Origin of the sequence: Streptomyces griseobrunneus (genome assembly GCF_046713465.1) — a bacterium.
GTDB classification, from domain to species: Bacteria; Actinomycetota; Actinomycetes; order Streptomycetales; family Streptomycetaceae; genus Streptomyces; species Streptomyces microflavus.
This window is the reverse complement of sequence record NZ_CP177080.1, coordinates 3,439,178-3,454,526: the sequence shown is the minus strand read 5'-3', so window position 1 is coordinate 3,454,526 and position 15,349 is coordinate 3,439,178. Positions and strand designations below refer to the sequence as shown.

Sequence of the window (15,349 nt, the reverse complement as noted above, 5' to 3'; positions counted from 1 at the left end):
CTTCATCTCCTCGGCAGATCGGCTGTGGGGGTGCACGGTGAACATGTCATGCGGGGTGACCCGCGACAAGCCTCGACGTGATCTTCAGAGCTTCCCTTGAGCGTCCGGGGGGGGCCGGGGGGTCCGAGCGCCGCGCGCCTCGCCCTACCCCTTCCCGTCCTCCGCCAGCTCCGCCACCCCCGTGATCCGGTGCAGGGCGAACGTGCGGACCTCGTCGGCCGTGTGGTCGTACGCCGTGACGAAGCCGCCCTCCACGCGGACCGGGGCGATCACGCGCTGGCTGGCCGCGCCCTCCGCGTTGACGTAGCCGATCCAGACCGCGGTGCCCGTCATCGCGGCCGCCTGGACCGTGGCCAGGGTCTCCGCCGAGGTGGTGCGGGGCAGGGAGCCGGAGGTTGTGGTGGACGATGCGCCCTCGGAGGGCTCCTTGCGGACCACCGTGGCGGCTGTGTCGCCCGCACGGATGGCTCGTACCGCCGCGCCCAGGAGGGTGTCGTCCGGGGTCGGGGGGCCTTCGGGGACCGGGGTCGGAGGGGTGCGGGGCGGGGTGCGGCGGGCGCCGGCGCGGGTGATCAGGACGTCGCCCTCGGCGGATTCGGCGGCGGGGGCGTAGCCCATCTCGCGCAGCGCTTCGAGGAGGGAGCCGGGGTCGGCCTGGGAGGCCAGGACCGTGGGGGCCAGGCGGCGGAGGCGCAGGCCCGTCGAGCGGCGGTCGGCCAGGATCTCGTTGAGGACCGCCTCGTCGTCGCAGCGCACGTACGCGGAGGCCGCCCCGATCCGCAGGTGGCCGTGGCGGCGGGCCACGTCGTCGATCAGGTAGCTCAGCGGCTGCGGCACCGGCGTACGGCTGTGCGTGGCCAGGAACGCGTGCAGGTCGGCCGCCGCCTGCCCGGCGTCCAGGGCGCGGCGCACCGAGCCGGGCGTGAAGCGGTAGACCGTCGCCCCGCCCTTCGACTCGACGTCGGCCAGGACGGAGAGGGTTTCCGCCAGCGGGCGTTCCAGGGGGCCCGGCGCCACCGCCGTCAGGTCCGCCTGGAGCAGGACGTGGTCCAGGGGCTCGGGGAGGAGGGGGGCGAGGCGGGCGGCCGCCGCGTCCTCGCCCTCGTCCAGCAGTGCCCGGGACTGGGAGGAGAGCGCGCCCCGGCCCGTGATCCCCAGCAGCTCCGCCTCGTTGAGCGTCCACAGGGCGAGCCGGGAGCGGAGGTCGGAGCCGTCGCCCGGGCCGGCGGAAGGGGCCGCCCCGCCCCGCAACGGGCGCTCCCAGCGCAGCCGTCGCAGCAGCGTCTCCGGGTCGGGCGCGGTGCCCGGGGGCAGTTCGGCGAAGAGGGCGAGGACCCGGCGGCGTACGTCGGGGGCGGCCGAGCGGTCCAGCTCGGGGCCGAGCGCGGAGAGGGCCCGGCCCTTCGCGTCCTGGCCGCCGACCAGGCCGGGGACCCGGGTGGCCGGGAGCCAGGCGGTGGCGAGGTGGGTCCAGCGGTGCTGGGCGGAGAGGTCGAGCCACTCGTCGGACGCGGGTGTCGGCGCGTACCGCTCGTCGCTCTCGCCGTCGGTGGCCAGCAGCCCGGCCGCGTAGGCGAGTTCGACCCAGAAGGCGGCGACCGGCTCCGTCACGTCCAGCGCTGTCGCCGTGCGTTTCAGCTCTCGTACGCTCAGGCCGCCCGCGCGCAGGATGGCCGGGCCGCCGCCGTTCCAGAGTTTCAGCAGCTCCTCGACGGTCGACAGCGCGGTGAACGCCTGACCGGCCGCCGCTCTGTCCACAGCCTGTGGATCACGTTCTGCCGCCGCCGTGACGACCGGAGGCACCGGTTCCGGTACGCGGTGTGCGCGCCCGGCGCGCAGATGGAGGGCCGCCTCGCGCGGCAGGACCACCGTGCGCGTCGAGACCGGCAGCAGCAGGCCCCGGTCGCGCAGCCACTTCACGGGCGGGGTGGGGTTCGGCGTGACCTCGCCGTACGGCGGGCCCCACACCAGCCGGTCCAGGACCGACAGCGCCTCCACCGGGGCCGTGTCCAGCAGCTCCGCCATCCGCGTCCGGTCCGTGAACAGGGCGGACAGCGCGGCCACCGCCGAGACCGGGTCGTGCGTGGCGTGCAGCCCCGCCGTGGTCAGGATCTCCTGGAGCCGGCCCGGTGACATCCCGGCCGTCGCCTCCGCGACCGTGGGGCCGAGACCGGTGGGGGAGGGGTGCTGCGGGGACGGGGCGAGCAGCTCGCGGGCCGTGCGCACCAGCCGCAGCCGTTCGTCCTCGCCCCAGACCAGGGCCTGTTCGCGCAGCGTCGCCAGCGCGCCCGGCAACGCGGCCGTGACCGCCGCCCCCACGTCGTCGCGCTGCTCGCCGTCGTCCAGCCCGTCGCCGGTGAGCAGGGAGAGCAGGATGCCGTACGGGGCCGGGTCCGGGGCCACCGCCAGCGCCTCGGCGGTCTGCAGCGCGAACCGGTCCAGGTGTTCCAGCGCGCGGACCACCGAGGCCCGGGTGCCGGCCCTGGTGGCGAGCTGGGTGATGTCGTTCGGCACCGGGTTGAGGAGGTCGGGGCGGGCACGCAGCAGCCCGGCCAGCGATTCGTCGCCCCGGGCGCGCAGGGCTTCGGCGAGCGTGCGCGGTGGTGTGGTCGTCCCCATCCGTCCCACGTTAGCCGCTGAAACGCTACCGTCGGGGCAGGGCCGGTAGAGGGGATGCACCGCGTGGGGATCGAGAGCGACCAGCTCGTCTACGACTACCTGAGCCGGGTCGGGGACCTGGCCCAGCGGCAACAGCTGTCGTCGGGCGCCCGGATGAGGCTCGTCTCGACGCTGCGGAGCGAGATCGACCGGCAGCGCGCCACCGAGGGAGCGGACTCCCCGGCGGCGGTGCGGCGCGTCATCGGCAGGCTCGGCACCCCCGACGAACTGGTCGGCGCGGCCTCGGAGTCGGGCGACGGGACGGTGTCGCTGCCGTTGGCGCGGAGCGGGCCTACGGCACTGACGGGCGAGCAGCGGCGGCCGCTGCCCCGGCCCCGGAACGGACTCCTCCGCAAGAGCCCGAAAGCCCCGGAGGAGCCGGAGGGGCCGGAGAAGCCGGGGCGGGCGGACTCCGGTCCCGGCTCCGGTTCCGTCCCGAAAACCCGTTCCTGGCGGGGCGCGTCGCGGCCCGCCGAGCCCGCCGCCGACCGCCCCCGTACGAAACTCACCAAGACCACCCGCCCCGACGACACCCCGGCCCCCGAGGACACCCCCGTCCCCAACTGGCCCCACCCCTCCGCCCCCCACGTCCTCGGCCCCGACCAGCAGAGCACCGGCGACGGCGAGTGGTGGCGCCTGGAGCCGGGGCCCTTCGACGCCGGGACCGCCATCCCCGGGTTCTTCGGCGGCATCGAGGCCCCGGAGCTCCTCGGCAGGCGGCCGAGGCCCGACGCCCCGGAGGCGGACGAGGAAGCCGACAAGGGAGCGGAAGAGGGCGACGAGTCCGCCACCGACGAGGACGGCGACACCGCACCGGCCCCCCGCCGCCGCGCCCTCCGCATCCCGAGGCCGCGCCGCCGCAAGCCCGTCGTCGTGGCCGAACCCGTGGTGGCCGCCGCCCCGGCCCCCCGCGGCGGCTTCGCCCACCCCCTGCTGCTCCTGGCCGCCCTGCTGCTGCTCGCCGGGGCGGTCACCGGGTCCTGGATCCCGCTGGCGGGCGGCTGGCTCATCGCGTACGGCTCCCGGACCCTCTCCCGTACGGAGGCGAAGTGGGCGGCCCTGGGGCTGCCGGGCGTCGTCGTCGCCGGGGCGCTCGTCTGGGTGTGGGGGCGGATGGACGGGCGCTGGGGCGAGCCGATCGCTGAGGGGGCGCTCCGCGACGTGCTGGCCGGAGCCTGGCCGGTGGTCGTCCGCGTCGCCGCCGTCGCCTCCGCGCTCTATCTGGTGTGGCGGGCGCGGAGGCGTACGGGGTGAGAAACCGCGGCTACTTCGTCAGGTCGGCCTTGAGCTCTTCGAGGATCTTGTCGGCCGCCGTGTAGCCGATGCCCTGGATCCACAGCTGGTCGTCGACCGCGAATACCTTGCCGTTCTTCACCGCGTCCATGTTCTTCCACAGACCGCTGCCGGTGGTCTGCGTCTCCTTGGACTTCTTCGGGTCGCCGTACGTCGAGTGGAAGACCGCGTCCGCGTCCGCGAGGTCGATCTTCTCGGGGCTGACGTCGTAGCTGAAGCCGTCCTTCGCCTGGTCCGTGACGGCCGGGCGGCCGAGGCCCACGTCGGCGAGGATCGTGGCGATGTAGTTCTTCTTGCCGTAGATGCGGATGTCGGCGCCCTCGACGAACCGGACCATGTTGACCTCGGTCGCGGCCGCCTTGTCCTTGCCGCCGAGAGCCTTCGTCACGTCGGCCACGTGCTCGGCGTAGTCGTCGGTGACCATCTTCGCCTCGGCCTTCTTGTTCAGGGCCTCCGCGTGGACCTGGAAGTTCTCCTTCCAGGGGTAGCCGGTGTTCTCCGTCATCACGGTCGGCGCGATCTTGGAGAGCTCGGCGTACTTGTCGCCGTGCCGGATCTTGCTGCTGAGGATGAGGTCGGGCTTCAGACCGGCGATGGCCTCCAGGTTCGGGGTCATCATCCGGCCGACGTCCGTGATGCCCGCGACCTGGTCCTTCGGCAGGTAGTTCAGGAACCCCGACGCCACGTCCGCGTGGGTCGCGCCGACCGGCTTCACACCGAGGGTGAGGACCGAGTCGAGTTCGGCGGTGTCCAGGACGACGACCCGCTGCGGGGCGGCCGGGACCTTCACGTCGCCCATCGCCGTCTTCACCGTACGGGGGCCTTCGGAGGACCCGTCCGAGCTGGAGCCGGACGCGCTGGAGGACTCGGACGAGAAGCCGCAGGCGGACAGGGACAGGGCGGCGGCCACGGTGAGGGACGCGGCTGCGAGCAGGCGGGAGCGGTGCTGGAGGGTCATGGTTCAGAGGGCCTTTCCGGGAGTCGGGGCGGAGGCGGGAACGGGGGCAGGAGTCCAGGGGGCGCCCGGGACGACGAGCGGCGAACCCGTCACCGGGTCCGGGACGATCACCGCCTCCAGGCCGAAGACCTCACGGACGAGCTCGGCGGTGACGACGTCCCCCGGCCGGCCCTCGGAGACGATCCGGCCCTCCTTCATGGCGACCAGGTGATCCGCGTACCGGGCCGCCTGGTTGAGGTCGTGCAGCACGGTGACGACGGTACGGCCGCGGGTGCCGTCCGCGGCGGGGGACGCCAACTGGCGTACCAGGTCGAGGACCTCCACCTGGTGTGCGATGTCCAGGTACGTCGTCGGCTCGTCGAGCAGCAGCAGGTCCGTCTCCTGCGCGAGCGCCATCGCGATCCACACCCGCTGGCGCTGCCCGCCCGACAACTCGTCCACCGACCGCTCGGCCAGCGCCGTCACATCCGTACGGGCCATGGCGTCGGTCACCGCCCGCTCGTCCGCGTCCGACCACTGCTGCCACCAGCTCTGGTGCGGCTGGCGGCCCCGGGCGACCAGGTCGGAGACGGTGATCGCCTCGGGGGCCGCCGGGGTCTGCGGGAGCAGCCCGATGGACTGCGCGATGCGCTTGGTCGGTATCCGGGCCAGTTCCGTACCGTCCAGCAGGACCGCCCCGCCGCGCGGCCTCAGCAGTCGGCCGAGCGCCCGCAGGGTGGTGGACTTGCCGCAGGCGTTCGGGCCGACGATGACGGTGACCTGCCCGTCGGGCACGGCCAGGTCCAGCTCGTGGACGACGGTGCGGTCCTCGTACGCGAGGGTCAGGGCGCGGGCGGCCAGACGGCTGCTCCCCTGTGCCGCGTCGGTCGTCGGGCTCGGGCTCATGCGGTGCCTCCACTGCGGCCGCGGTGACCGCGGATGATCAGCCAGATCAGGTACGGGGCGCCGACCGCCGCCGTGAGGACGCCCACCGGCAGTTCGGTGGGCGAGAACAGCCTGCGGGCGAGCAGGTCGCCGAAAACGACGATCACCGCGCCCAGCAGGGCCGAGGACAGCAGCGGGATCTGCGCGGTACGGGTCATCCGGCGGGCGATCTGCGGGGCGAGCAGCGCCACGAAGTCCACCGGGCCCGCCGTGCCGGTCGCCACGGAGGCCAGGACCACGCCGAGCGCGACGAGTCCGAGCCGTACGCGCCCCAGACGCACGCCCAGTGCGGTGGCGGTGTCGTCGTCCATGGTGACGGTCCGCTGCGCGCGGGCCGCCCAGGCGACGGCGGGCAGCAGGACCAGCAGCGTCCAGCCGAGCGGGGCGGCCTCCGACCAGCCGCGCCCGTTGAGCGAACCGGTCATCCAGATCTGCGCCTGCTGCGCGACCAGGTAGTCGCCCTTGGTCAGGAACAGCGTGGTGACCGACCGCAGCGCGATGGCGAAGCCGATGCCGATGAGGACGAAGCGGGTGGCGTGCAGCCCGCCGCGCCACGCGAAGACGTACACGAGCGCGGCGGCCGCGACGCCTCCGATGACGGAGAGGTAGGGCAGGAACGTGTACGAGGTGATCCCGAAGGTCATCGCGCCGACCGTGAGCGCGCTCGCGCCCTGGCTGATGCCGATGATGTCGGGGCTGGCGAGCGGGTTGCGGGCCACCGTCTGGATCAGCGCCCCGGCGATCCCGAAGGCCACGCCCACGAGCAGCCCGACGACCATGCGCGGCAGCCGCAGCGTGCCCACGACCAGCTCGGCGGAGGACGGCTGCCCGAGGATCACCTTCACGACCTCGCCGGGCGCGACGAAGCTCTCGCCGACACAGAGGTAGGCGACGCAGACCACGGCCAGCAGCACGACGAGGGCGGCCGCGACGACGGACGCCCGCCGGTGCAGCAGGAACCGGCCGCGCGGCCCGGCCTTCACGACGGAGTACCCGGCGGGCCGCACCCGTACGGCCGTGGACGTCTCGCTCATGCCGGCACCGCCTTCCGGCGTACGAGGGTGACCAGGAACGGCACCCCGATCAGCGCCGTCATCACACCCGCCGGGACCTCGCTCGGCGGGAACACGATCCGGCCGATGACGTCCGAGACGAGCAGCATCACCGGCCCGATCAGCGCGGCCATGGGCAGCACCCAGCGGTGGTCGTTGCCGACGACCGCGCGGGCGATGTGCGGCACGGCGAGCCCGATGAACGCGATCGGCCCGGCGGCGGCGACCCCGACCCCGGTCAGCACGGTCGCCCCGATCCCACCGGTGATCCGGACCGCCGCGACGTTCTGCCCGAGCCCCTTCGCCACGTCCTCGCCGAGCGCGAGCGCGTCCAGCCCGCGGGCGACGGAGAGCACGAGGACGGCCCCGACGAGGAGGAAGGGCCAGATCTGGTGGACGACGTCGGCCTCCCGCCCGGCGATCGAACCGACCTGCCAGAACCGGAACTCGTCCAGCGCGGACGCCTTCGTCGTGAGCACGCCCATCGTCACGGACACCAGCAGCGCGTTGATCGCCGCCCCGCCGAGCGCGAGCTTCACCGGGGTCGCGCCGCCCCGCCCGCTTGAGGCGATGGCGTACACGGCGACCGAGGCGACGGCGGCGCCCGCGAAGGCGAACCAGACGTAGCCGGTCAGCGTGTGGACCCCCGCGAACGCGATGGCCATCACCACCGCCACCGACGCGCCCTGGCTGATGCCGAGGATGCCGGGGTCGGCGATGGGGTTACGGGTGATCCCCTGGAGCACCGTCCCCGCGAGTGCGAGCGCCGCGCCGACCATCAGGCCGATGAGCGTGCGCGGCACCCGCAGCGTGCGGATCACCTCGGCGGCGTCGGAGTTCCCGCCGTGCAGCAGGGCGTCGAGCACCTCGCCCGGCGGGATGGAACGCGCGCCCACCGCGAGGCTCAGCAGGACGGCCAGCAGCAGCGCGACGACGGCCGCGGCCGTCGCGGTCGCACGCCGGGAGAGACGGGGGGCGCGGGGCGCGACGGCCGGTGCCGGCACGGGCGCTGGCGCTGACGCTGACATCTGAACCAATCGGGTGGGACACGGGGGCGCGCGTCGACGGTCGACGCGGGTAACTAAGGCTTGGCTAAGTGCGGGCTCAGTCTAGGCGGCGGGATTTCGCCGGGGACGGCGGCGGGTGGCCACAGCCAGGAGACGGCTGAGGCGGCACAGGCCAGGAGACGGCGGCGGCCGGTACGGCCCGTGGGGGCGGCGGCGGTGATTCGGCCCGCCGGGTCCGTCGGCACAATGGTCCGCATGGCTTCCACGGCTCCACGCCCCCACCCGGCCCCCCGCACCGCCCCCCTCACGGTCGGCTTCGACCTCGACATGACCCTCATCGACTCCCGGCCGGGTATCGCCGCCGCCTACCGGGCCCTGTCCGCCGAGACGGGGGTGCACATCGACGACGCCCTGGTGGTGAGCCGGATCGGCCCGCCGCTGGAGGAGGAGCTGGCCCACTGGTTCCCGGCCGCCGAGGTGGCCGCGGCCGGCGACCGCTACCGGGAGCTCTACCCCGACCACGCGATAGCCCCGACCACGGCCCTCGCCGGGGCGCGGGACTCGGTGGCCGCGGTGCGGGCGCTCGGCGGCCGGGCCATCGTCGTGACGGCGAAGTACGAGCCGAACGCGAAGCTGCACCTGGCCCACCTCGGCATCGAACCGGACGCGGTCGTCGGCTGGCTGTGGGCGGAGGCCAAGGGCGAGGCGCTGCGCGAACACGGAGCGCAGGTGTACGTCGGCGACCACACCGGGGACGTACGCGGGGCACGTGCCGCCGGAGCGCTGTCGGTCGCCGTGACGACGGGCCCGTGCGACGCGCAGGAGCTGAGGGCGGCGGGCGCGGACGTGGTGCTGGACGACCTGACGGAGTTCCCGGCCTGGCTCCGGGCGTTCGAGGCGGACCGCGCGGCTGCCTGAGGCAGTGCGCGGCGGCCCGAGGGAGCGCGAGGCGGGGCGGCCCGCTAGCGCTCCGGCTCGGTCACCTCATCGGTCACCCGGTCGATCACCCAGTCCAGGCCGTGCGGTCCCGGCTCGTACGAGGGTGCCTGCCGCCAGACCCTGCTGAAGCCGTCGACGAGCGCCGAGCGGGCGTCCGCGCCGACGGGGAGCCGGGACCGCAGCAGCTCCAGCAGGAGCGGGGCGAGCAGGTCGTAGAGCTCACCGAGCGCGTCCCGGCTGCCGTGCGCGATCTGTACGAGGAGGTCGTCGACGTGCGCCGTCGCCCGGCCCGGAACGGTGCAGGCCGCCGGGGAGCCGGCGTCGCCGACGGGCCGGGACCGCTGCATGCGGAGTCCGTGGTTCACACGACGACCCTAGGCCCTAGCCGCGTTCCGCAGCCCGCTTCGGCGAGTTGAGCCAGGCGGAGCGCACGACGCCCGCCCCGGCGATCAGGAAGCCGGCCCCCATGAACATGCAGACGCCGTACGCGACCGGAGGGAAGGGCTCCGTACCGAGGAAGAGCGGGGCCACCGTGACGAGAGTGGCCAGTGCGCCGACGAAGAAGACGATCGCGCCGACCTGAACCAGCCGGTCCCCGGCGCCTGAAGGAGTAGTACTCACCCCACCAGGGTAGTTCCCAGCCCGGAGGAACACTCCGGCGACGTCTTGTCACCGGCCGCAGGGCGATTAGCCTTGGACCAGGCGGGTCACGGTGACCCGCTGTACTGCTATCCGGAGCCGTTGTTCTCGTCCGTTCCCTTTCGAGGACCGGCTCTTCCGCACATTGACGAGTACGAGGACGGGGACAGACGTGCCCACCGGCAAGGTGAAGTGGTTCAACAGCGAGAAGGGCTTCGGCTTTCTCTCCCGCGACGACGGCGGCGACGTCTTCGTGCACTCGTCGGTACTCCCTGCCGGGGTCGACGCACTCAAGCCCGGCCAGCGCGTGGAGTTCGGCGTGGTCGCGGGCCAGCGCGGTGACCAGGCCCTGTCCGTGGTGGTACTCGACCCCACCCCGTCCGTCGCCGCCGCGCAGCGGCGCAAGCCGGACGAGCTGGCGTCGATCGTCCAGGACCTGACGACGGTCCTGGAGAACATCACGCCCCAGCTGGAGCGCGGCCGCTACCCGGACAAGGCCGCGGGCGCCCAGATCGCGGGCCTGCTGCGGGCGGTGGCGGACCAGCTGGACGTGTAGCGGGGTCCCCTGGGGAGTTCCTCGCGTGCCGGGACGCGGTCGTCAGCACCTCGCAGACCTGTTCCAGGAGTGACGGCACTTCGGCGCGGTTGCGTCCGGGCGGATACCCCCGGTACGCCCTACCGTCCGACGTGCCGGATCTCGTTCTCGGCCGGCAGCAGATCCGTGATCATCGCCCAGATCCGCTTCGCGTCGGTCCGCGCGAGGCGCACCTGGCTCTCGGGGCCGACCTGCCCCGGCGCTATCGGCTCGGCGGGCAGTTCACGCTGCCAGTAGCCCAGTGGGCCGCAGTCCCAGATGCCGAAGCCGCGGGCCGTGACGCCGTTCTCGTCGCCGTCGCGGCCCCGCCAGGCCGCCGTCAACCGCCAGCTCGACCGCAGTTCCCCGATCAGCTCCGCACAGCGCGCGAGGGCCGGTTCGTCCAGGCTGCGGGTGGACGCCAGGGCGGCGCGGATGTGCTCCCGCTCCTGTTCCCTGGAGGCTGCGGCGGGGACGTCCGCCACGCTCTCCATCCCCTTCTCCAGCGTTCCCATCGTCGTCTCGACGAGGGCCGGACCACCTTCGACCACGGTCGCCGACTGCTGGAGGCCGACCATGTTCGCGAGGGCCCAGACCATCATCCTCGGCTCGGCCAGCGCGTACTCAGCCTCCCGCTCCCCTGGCCAGGACTGGTGAACCACGACGTGGTCCTGCCCGATGATCAGCCCGTGGTTCAGGGTGCCCTGGCGCCCCGTGGCCTCCAGGGAGAGGACCACCACCGGGTTGATGAGTGTCTGCATCACGGGCAGCAGCAGCACGGACAAGGTGTCGGCGCCGCTGAGCAGGCCGCAGCGACGGAGTTCATCGCGGGCAGAAATGTACCCCTCGGGGGCAAGCTGCCCGGTCGCCAGTTCGGTGAGAACGATGACGTGCTCGTCGGAGAGCCGAAAGCGGGGCCGGGTGATGTCGTACGAAGGCATGGGACTGGACACTCGCTTAACTGTCGGATGGTCGTCGGGTTCGGTGTACCGCCCGGAGCACGGTCAGTACTGGCTCTCCGCGAAGAGCCGGGTGGACCTCCCCAGGGCCGCCCGCACAGCGCCCGAGCGGGTCAGAGGCGCCCGGTCGACGCCGGCGAAGAGCGTGACGAGCGAGATATCGGCGGCGACGGCCCGTCCGGTCGTCCGAACGAACAGCTTCTTGCTGCCGCCGAGACCGGACTGCTTCGCCGTGATCGAGACTCCCGGGTCCTCGTCATCCGCCCGCCGGACCAGCACGAACTGCTTCCGGTTCACCGCCCACAGCCGGTAGTGGTCGCCGCCGTACCTGAAGTGCAGCGCACGGGCTCGGTGCGTCAGGCCGAAGCGGTTGCGCTCCAGGTGCACCATGGCGTCGCCGACCCGGAGCGTCGAACGGTTCAGCGTCGGCAGATCCGCGGCCTCGGTATGGATGCCGCGGGTCTCGAACGTCGCGGTGGGGATCGAGGGGCCGCGTACTTCGGAGACCACACTGCCCGGGGTGCTCTTCCTGGGCAGCGGGGCGGTGAGGACGATGTCACCGAACTCCGGCGCCGTGCCGCGGTAGCCCGCCCGCCGCTCGTGGGTGCGTCCCTCCTTCCAGAATTCCAGGGTGAACGGGGCCGTGGTGGTGTGCATCGGTCTCCTTCAGTCGAACGGATTGAGGGCGCTGCCCAGCTTCTTCGCGCCGTCGGTGACGCTGTCCTTGACGTCCGACGCCTTGTCACCGACCCAGTCCCCGGCCTCGGAGAGGCCCTTGCCGATGGCTTCGTGGTTGTCCCAGATCAGCGCACCCCCGTACGCCAGCCCGGTGCCGACGGCCAGACCGAGCGTCACCGGGTTGGGAGCCACGGTCAGGGCGGTCATCGACGCGCTGAACGCCGTGCCGGTCAGGTCGGTCGCGAACTTCGCGGGATCTTCCTTGATCATGTCGGTGTCGTACGTCGCGAGGTTGGCGATGCCGTACGCGGTGGACGCGACACCTCCGACCACCCCGGCGCCGCGTATCCAGCCGGCCGCCTTCGCGGCGTTCGCGATACCTCCCTGCGACGCGACCCGGGCCAGGTTGGCCTCGGAGGCCGTCGGCATGAAGAAGGAGCCGTTGCGCATGAAGCCGCCCATCATCGCGGCCTCGTCCGATCCCGTCAGCGCCGTGACCATGCCGGGCGGGACACGGCTGAGCATGCTTCCGGGAACCGCGCCCGCGAGACGGGTGTTGATGGTCCGGCTGATCAGCGTGCCGGGTGCGTGGGTCTCCGCGCCCTTCAGCGCTGTGACGAGCTTGTAGGAGTACAGCCCGGACGCGGTGAGGGCACCGGTGAACGCGCCAACGGTGATGGCACCGTTGGACACCTGCGACACCAGCTTCGCCAGCTCGGGGTTGCCGGTCAGCCGCGTCATGCCATCGCGTTGCAGGCGCTTGAGATAGTCGTCGAGCGTCTCGTTGTCCCGCTTCTGGAGCCAGGCGAGGTCGAGGCGGTCCTGCTTCTGCTGTTCGTCGGCCTTCGTCACCAGATCGGCGTTGGCGTTGAAGCCGGTGCCCGGCGTGGCGTCGTTCCCGCCGCCCTTGCCGTCCTTGACCACCGCCTCCAGGTCCTTCTTGAGGTCGGTGTCGGCGTCGTCGACGGCCTTGACGCACGCCTTGATGTGGTCGGCCCAGGACTGCTCGCTCTCCCGGACGCTCCGAGCGTAGTCCGGATCGTTGCGGGTCGCGGCCCGCTCACTTTCGGTGAGCGTGGTGTAGTCGAAGGCCACGTTGCCCTGTTCCGAGACCTTCATGCCGGCCCGGACGGCGTCGGCGCGGGCGGTCTTCAGTTGCTTGACGAGTTCGGCGAACTGCTCGTGGGCGTTGCGCAGGAGAGTGGCGGTGGCCTTCGCCTGTTTCTGCGCGGCCTGGTACTCAAAGCGTGTCGCGGCGAACTTGATCTGCGCCCGGACGGAGCTGTCTCCGAGCCAGGTGTCGTTCAGCGTGATCTTCTCGACGCTGTCGCGGTAGCGCTTCTCGACCTTGCCGAACTCCTCGGCCGCCTCATCCCATTTACCGGCGGCGGTGTTCAGCCCGCCGAGGTCGACGGTCATGATGTCGTAGTACGTCAGCATTATGAATGTCCCCCGGAAAGCATGGGCGCGTCACGTGGTGAGGAGCTCGGTGAGCCGAATGGCCCTGGGGCGCTTCGGCGTCCCGGGCGTCAGTACGAGTTGAGGCTCGACGGGATGCTGCGCAAGCTGTTGCCCCGCTCGATGTCCGTGGTGACGAAGATGTTCGCTGCCGAACTCAGCGCGCCCTTCTCCGTGTCGAGCCTGCCCAGGAGCGTCTTGACCTGGCTTTCCCAGGTCGTGTGTACCGTCTTGAGGCCCGTGCCCGTCGCCCAGCCGGAGAAGACGCTCATCGCGGCGGTCATCGATTCGTCGGGCCGGTTGCCGGCCTTCTTGGTGTTCGGCTGGAGTTCCGTCGCGATGGTGTTCGCCGCCGCGCGCTTCTGGGCCGGTGCCGATGCCAGGTCAGGGCGGCCGCCCTGAGCCCGTGGGGCCCGGTCCTCTTCAGGGATCCCGTTGAGCCGCATGGCCGCCGATGCTCCATCGCCGTACCGGTCGGCCGGCTCCGCCCCGGCTTGCTTCAACCCCATGCCCGTGCCCCTGGTTCGTCGCTGCGCATCATGCGTCGGACGTCCGAGTCTATGTTCGGTCGGGGTGACGGGCCAGAGAGGTCCGGTGGGGCGGAGCCAGGATGCCGGCCGCTCAGGGGAACGCCAGCGCGTCGGGGCCGATGGGCGGTACGAGCCCCTCGGCCGCGGCGCGGGTGAGCAGGCCCCGGACCGCCGCGTAGCCGTCCTCGCCGAGGTCGGCGGTGAACTCGTTCACGTACAGCCCGATGTGCTGGTCCGCGACGGCCGGGTCCATCTCCTGGGCGTGCTCCTGGACGTACGGCCGCGAGACCTCCGGGTGGTCCCAGGCCAGCCGGACCGAGCTGCGGATCGATTCGGCCAGGCGACCCAGGGTCTCCTCGCCGAGGGAGCGCCTGGCGATGATCGCGCCCAGGGGGATCGGCAGGCCGGTGGTGTCCTCCCAGTGGCGTCCCATGTCGGCCAGGTTGTGGAGCCCGAAGTTCCGGTACGTGAAACGGGCCTCGTGGATGACGAGACCGGCGTCCACCTTGCCGTCCCGCACGGCCGGCATGATCTCGTCGAACGGCATGACGACGACCTCGCCGACCCCGTCCGGGACCATCTCCGCCGCCCAGAGCCGGAACAGCAGGTACGCCGTCGAGCGCTCGCTCGGCACCGCGACCGTCCGGCCGGTCAGGTCGAGGCCCATCTCCTTGGCGAGGACCAGCGGGCCGCAGCCCCGGCCCAGCGCCCCGCCGCACGGCAGGAGCGCGTACTCGTCCAGGACCCAGGGCAGGACCGCGTACGACACCTTCAGGACGTCCAGCTCGCCGCGCTCGGCCATGCCGTTGGTGATGTCGATGTCCGCGAAGGTCACCTTCAGCGCGGGCGCGCCGGGGACCCTGTCGTGGACCCAGGCGTCGAAGACGAACGTGTCGTTGGGGCAGGGCGAGAAGGCGATCTCGATCGCTTCGTCGGCCGTGCCCGGGCCCGGGTGTGCGTCAGTGGTCATGCCGGTTCCAACCTTCCAGTACGGGTCCCGTCTTCCCGAACGCCTCCGTGAGCGCGGCCAGCGCGTCCCCGATGCGCCAGGCGGCCCGGTCGCGGGGGCCGACGGTGTTCGAGACGGCCCGCAGTTCCAGTACGGGCACCCCGGCCCGCTCGGCGGCCTCCGCGACCCCGAAGCCCTCCATCGCCTCGGCGAGCGCACCCGGGTACGCGGTGAGCAGGGCGGCGGTACGGGCTGCGGTGCCGGTCACGGTGGAGACGGTGAGGACGGGGCCGGGCGCGGCGCCGGTGGCCGCCGCCACCTCCCGTACGAGCGCGGGCGGCGGCGCGAAGCGGTCCCGGCCGAAGCCGAGCGCGGTGACGGGCAGGAAGCCGTCCGGTGTCTCGGCGCCCAGGTCCGCGGCGACGATGTCGCTCGCCACCACCAGCGAGCCGAGCGGGGCGGCGGGGGCGAATCCGCCGCCGATACCGGCGGAGACGACGAGCCCGTACGGCTCCGGGGCCGACGCGAGGGCGAAGGCGGTCGCCGCGGCTGCCGCCGCCGGGCCCGCACCGCCCGCCAGGACGTCGAACACACCGCTGCGGTGCAGCTCGGCCCCCGGCAGGGCAAGGATCTGCGGGGTACCCCCGAACGCACGCGTGACCGCGTCCCGTTCCACCGGGACAGCGGTCACGACGAGCACACGCACAGGGAGAGCCTCAGGGCCTCGGAGG

The 15,349-nt window shown here is 72.8% G+C and carries 16 protein-coding genes; 3 read left to right on the top strand and 13 right to left on the bottom strand.

Annotated features, from left to right (window positions below):
• Nucleotides 1-144: 144 nt before the first annotated feature.
• A complete protein-coding gene (locus ACK8N7_RS15615) occupies nt 145-2,619 on the bottom strand; it encodes a helicase-associated domain-containing protein (RefSeq protein ID WP_500442815.1) in 2,475 nt (824 codons plus the stop codon).
• Between the two features lie 54 nt (nt 2,620-2,673).
• Between ACK8N7_RS15615 and ACK8N7_RS15610 the strand changes: the two genes are divergently transcribed.
• Entirely contained in the window at nt 2,674-3,912 is a 1,239-nt protein-coding gene (locus ACK8N7_RS15610; protein ID WP_500442813.1) for a hypothetical protein, read from the top strand.
• A gap of 10 nt (nt 3,913-3,922) precedes the next feature.
• On the opposite strand, the gene ACK8N7_RS15605 is transcribed toward ACK8N7_RS15610, so the two are convergent.
• Genes ACK8N7_RS15605 through ACK8N7_RS15590 form a run of 4 tightly spaced genes read right to left on the bottom strand, consistent with a single transcriptional unit; the run spans nt 3,923 to nt 7,913 of the window.
• A complete protein-coding gene (locus tag ACK8N7_RS15605; RefSeq protein ID WP_403217256.1) occupies nt 3,923-4,909 on the bottom strand; it encodes an ABC transporter substrate-binding protein in 987 nt (328 codons plus the stop codon).
• Nucleotides 4,910-4,912: 3 nt separating this feature from the next.
• Nucleotides 4,913-5,794, bottom strand: coding sequence for an ABC transporter ATP-binding protein (locus tag ACK8N7_RS15600; RefSeq protein ID WP_500442811.1), 882 nt, complete (start codon nt 5,792-5,794; stop codon nt 4,913-4,915).
• A complete protein-coding gene (locus ACK8N7_RS15595) occupies nt 5,791-6,867 on the bottom strand; it encodes a FecCD family ABC transporter permease (protein WP_403217252.1) in 1,077 nt (358 codons plus the stop codon). Before ACK8N7_RS15595 ends, ACK8N7_RS15600 begins: the two co-directional genes overlap by 4 nt.
• On the bottom strand, nt 6,864-7,913 hold the full coding sequence (locus ACK8N7_RS15590; protein ID WP_403217250.1) for a FecCD family ABC transporter permease: 1,050 nt from the start codon (nt 7,911-7,913) through the stop codon (nt 6,864-6,866). The genes ACK8N7_RS15595 and ACK8N7_RS15590 overlap by 4 nt, the downstream gene beginning before the upstream one ends.
• 234 nt (nt 7,914-8,147) lie before the next feature.
• Between ACK8N7_RS15590 and ACK8N7_RS15585 the strand changes: the two genes are divergently transcribed.
• Entirely contained in the window at nt 8,148-8,810 is a 663-nt protein-coding gene (locus ACK8N7_RS15585; protein ID WP_403217248.1) for an HAD family hydrolase, read from the top strand.
• A gap of 44 nt (nt 8,811-8,854) precedes the next feature.
• On the opposite strand, the gene ACK8N7_RS15580 is transcribed toward ACK8N7_RS15585, so the two are convergent.
• Together ACK8N7_RS15580 and ACK8N7_RS15575 are read right to left on the bottom strand one after the other, a co-directional pair.
• Entirely contained in the window at nt 8,855-9,196 is a 342-nt protein-coding gene (locus tag ACK8N7_RS15580) for a hypothetical protein (RefSeq protein WP_403217246.1), read from the bottom strand.
• 16 nt (nt 9,197-9,212) lie between these two features.
• Nucleotides 9,213-9,452: a hypothetical protein gene (locus tag ACK8N7_RS15575; RefSeq protein ID WP_403217244.1), complete on the bottom strand. Its 240-nt coding sequence runs from the start codon at nt 9,450-9,452 to the stop codon at nt 9,213-9,215.
• Nucleotides 9,453-9,642: 190 nt separating this feature from the next.
• Between ACK8N7_RS15575 and ACK8N7_RS15570 the strand changes: the two genes are divergently transcribed.
• The gene (locus ACK8N7_RS15570; protein WP_031124708.1) at nt 9,643-10,026 is read left to right on the top strand and encodes a cold-shock protein; all 384 of its coding nucleotides are present in this window, start codon (nt 9,643-9,645) and stop codon (nt 10,024-10,026) included.
• A 119-nt stretch (nt 10,027-10,145) separates the two neighbouring features.
• Here the strand turns inward: ACK8N7_RS15570 and ACK8N7_RS15565 are convergent, their stop codons facing one another.
• The 6 genes from ACK8N7_RS15565 to ACK8N7_RS15540 form a co-directional block, all read right to left on the bottom strand.
• Nucleotides 10,146-10,997: a histidine kinase gene (locus ACK8N7_RS15565; protein WP_403217242.1), complete on the bottom strand. Its 852-nt coding sequence runs from the start codon at nt 10,995-10,997 to the stop codon at nt 10,146-10,148.
• A gap of 51 nt (nt 10,998-11,048) precedes the next feature.
• Nucleotides 11,049-11,660 carry a hypothetical protein gene (locus ACK8N7_RS15560; protein ID WP_403217240.1) on the bottom strand — a complete coding sequence of 204 codons (612 nt, stop codon included), beginning with the start codon at nt 11,658-11,660 and terminating at the stop codon, nt 11,049-11,051.
• A 9-nt stretch (nt 11,661-11,669) separates the two neighbouring features.
• Entirely contained in the window at nt 11,670-13,121 is a 1,452-nt protein-coding gene (locus ACK8N7_RS15555) for a hypothetical protein (protein ID WP_403217238.1), read from the bottom strand.
• 89 nt (nt 13,122-13,210) lie between these two features.
• A complete protein-coding gene (locus ACK8N7_RS15550) occupies nt 13,211-13,648 on the bottom strand; it encodes a hypothetical protein (protein WP_500442807.1) in 438 nt (145 codons plus the stop codon).
• 112 nt (nt 13,649-13,760) lie between these two features.
• Nucleotides 13,761-14,639, bottom strand: a complete 879-nt coding sequence (locus tag ACK8N7_RS15545) for a 1,4-dihydroxy-6-naphtoate synthase (protein ID WP_403217234.1) — start codon at nt 14,637-14,639, stop codon at nt 13,761-13,763.
• On the bottom strand, nt 14,629-15,324 hold the full coding sequence (locus tag ACK8N7_RS15540) for a futalosine hydrolase (RefSeq protein ID WP_500442805.1): 696 nt from the start codon (nt 15,322-15,324) through the stop codon (nt 14,629-14,631). Before ACK8N7_RS15540 ends, ACK8N7_RS15545 begins: the two co-directional genes overlap by 11 nt.
• Between the last annotated feature and the right edge of the window lie 25 nt (nt 15,325-15,349).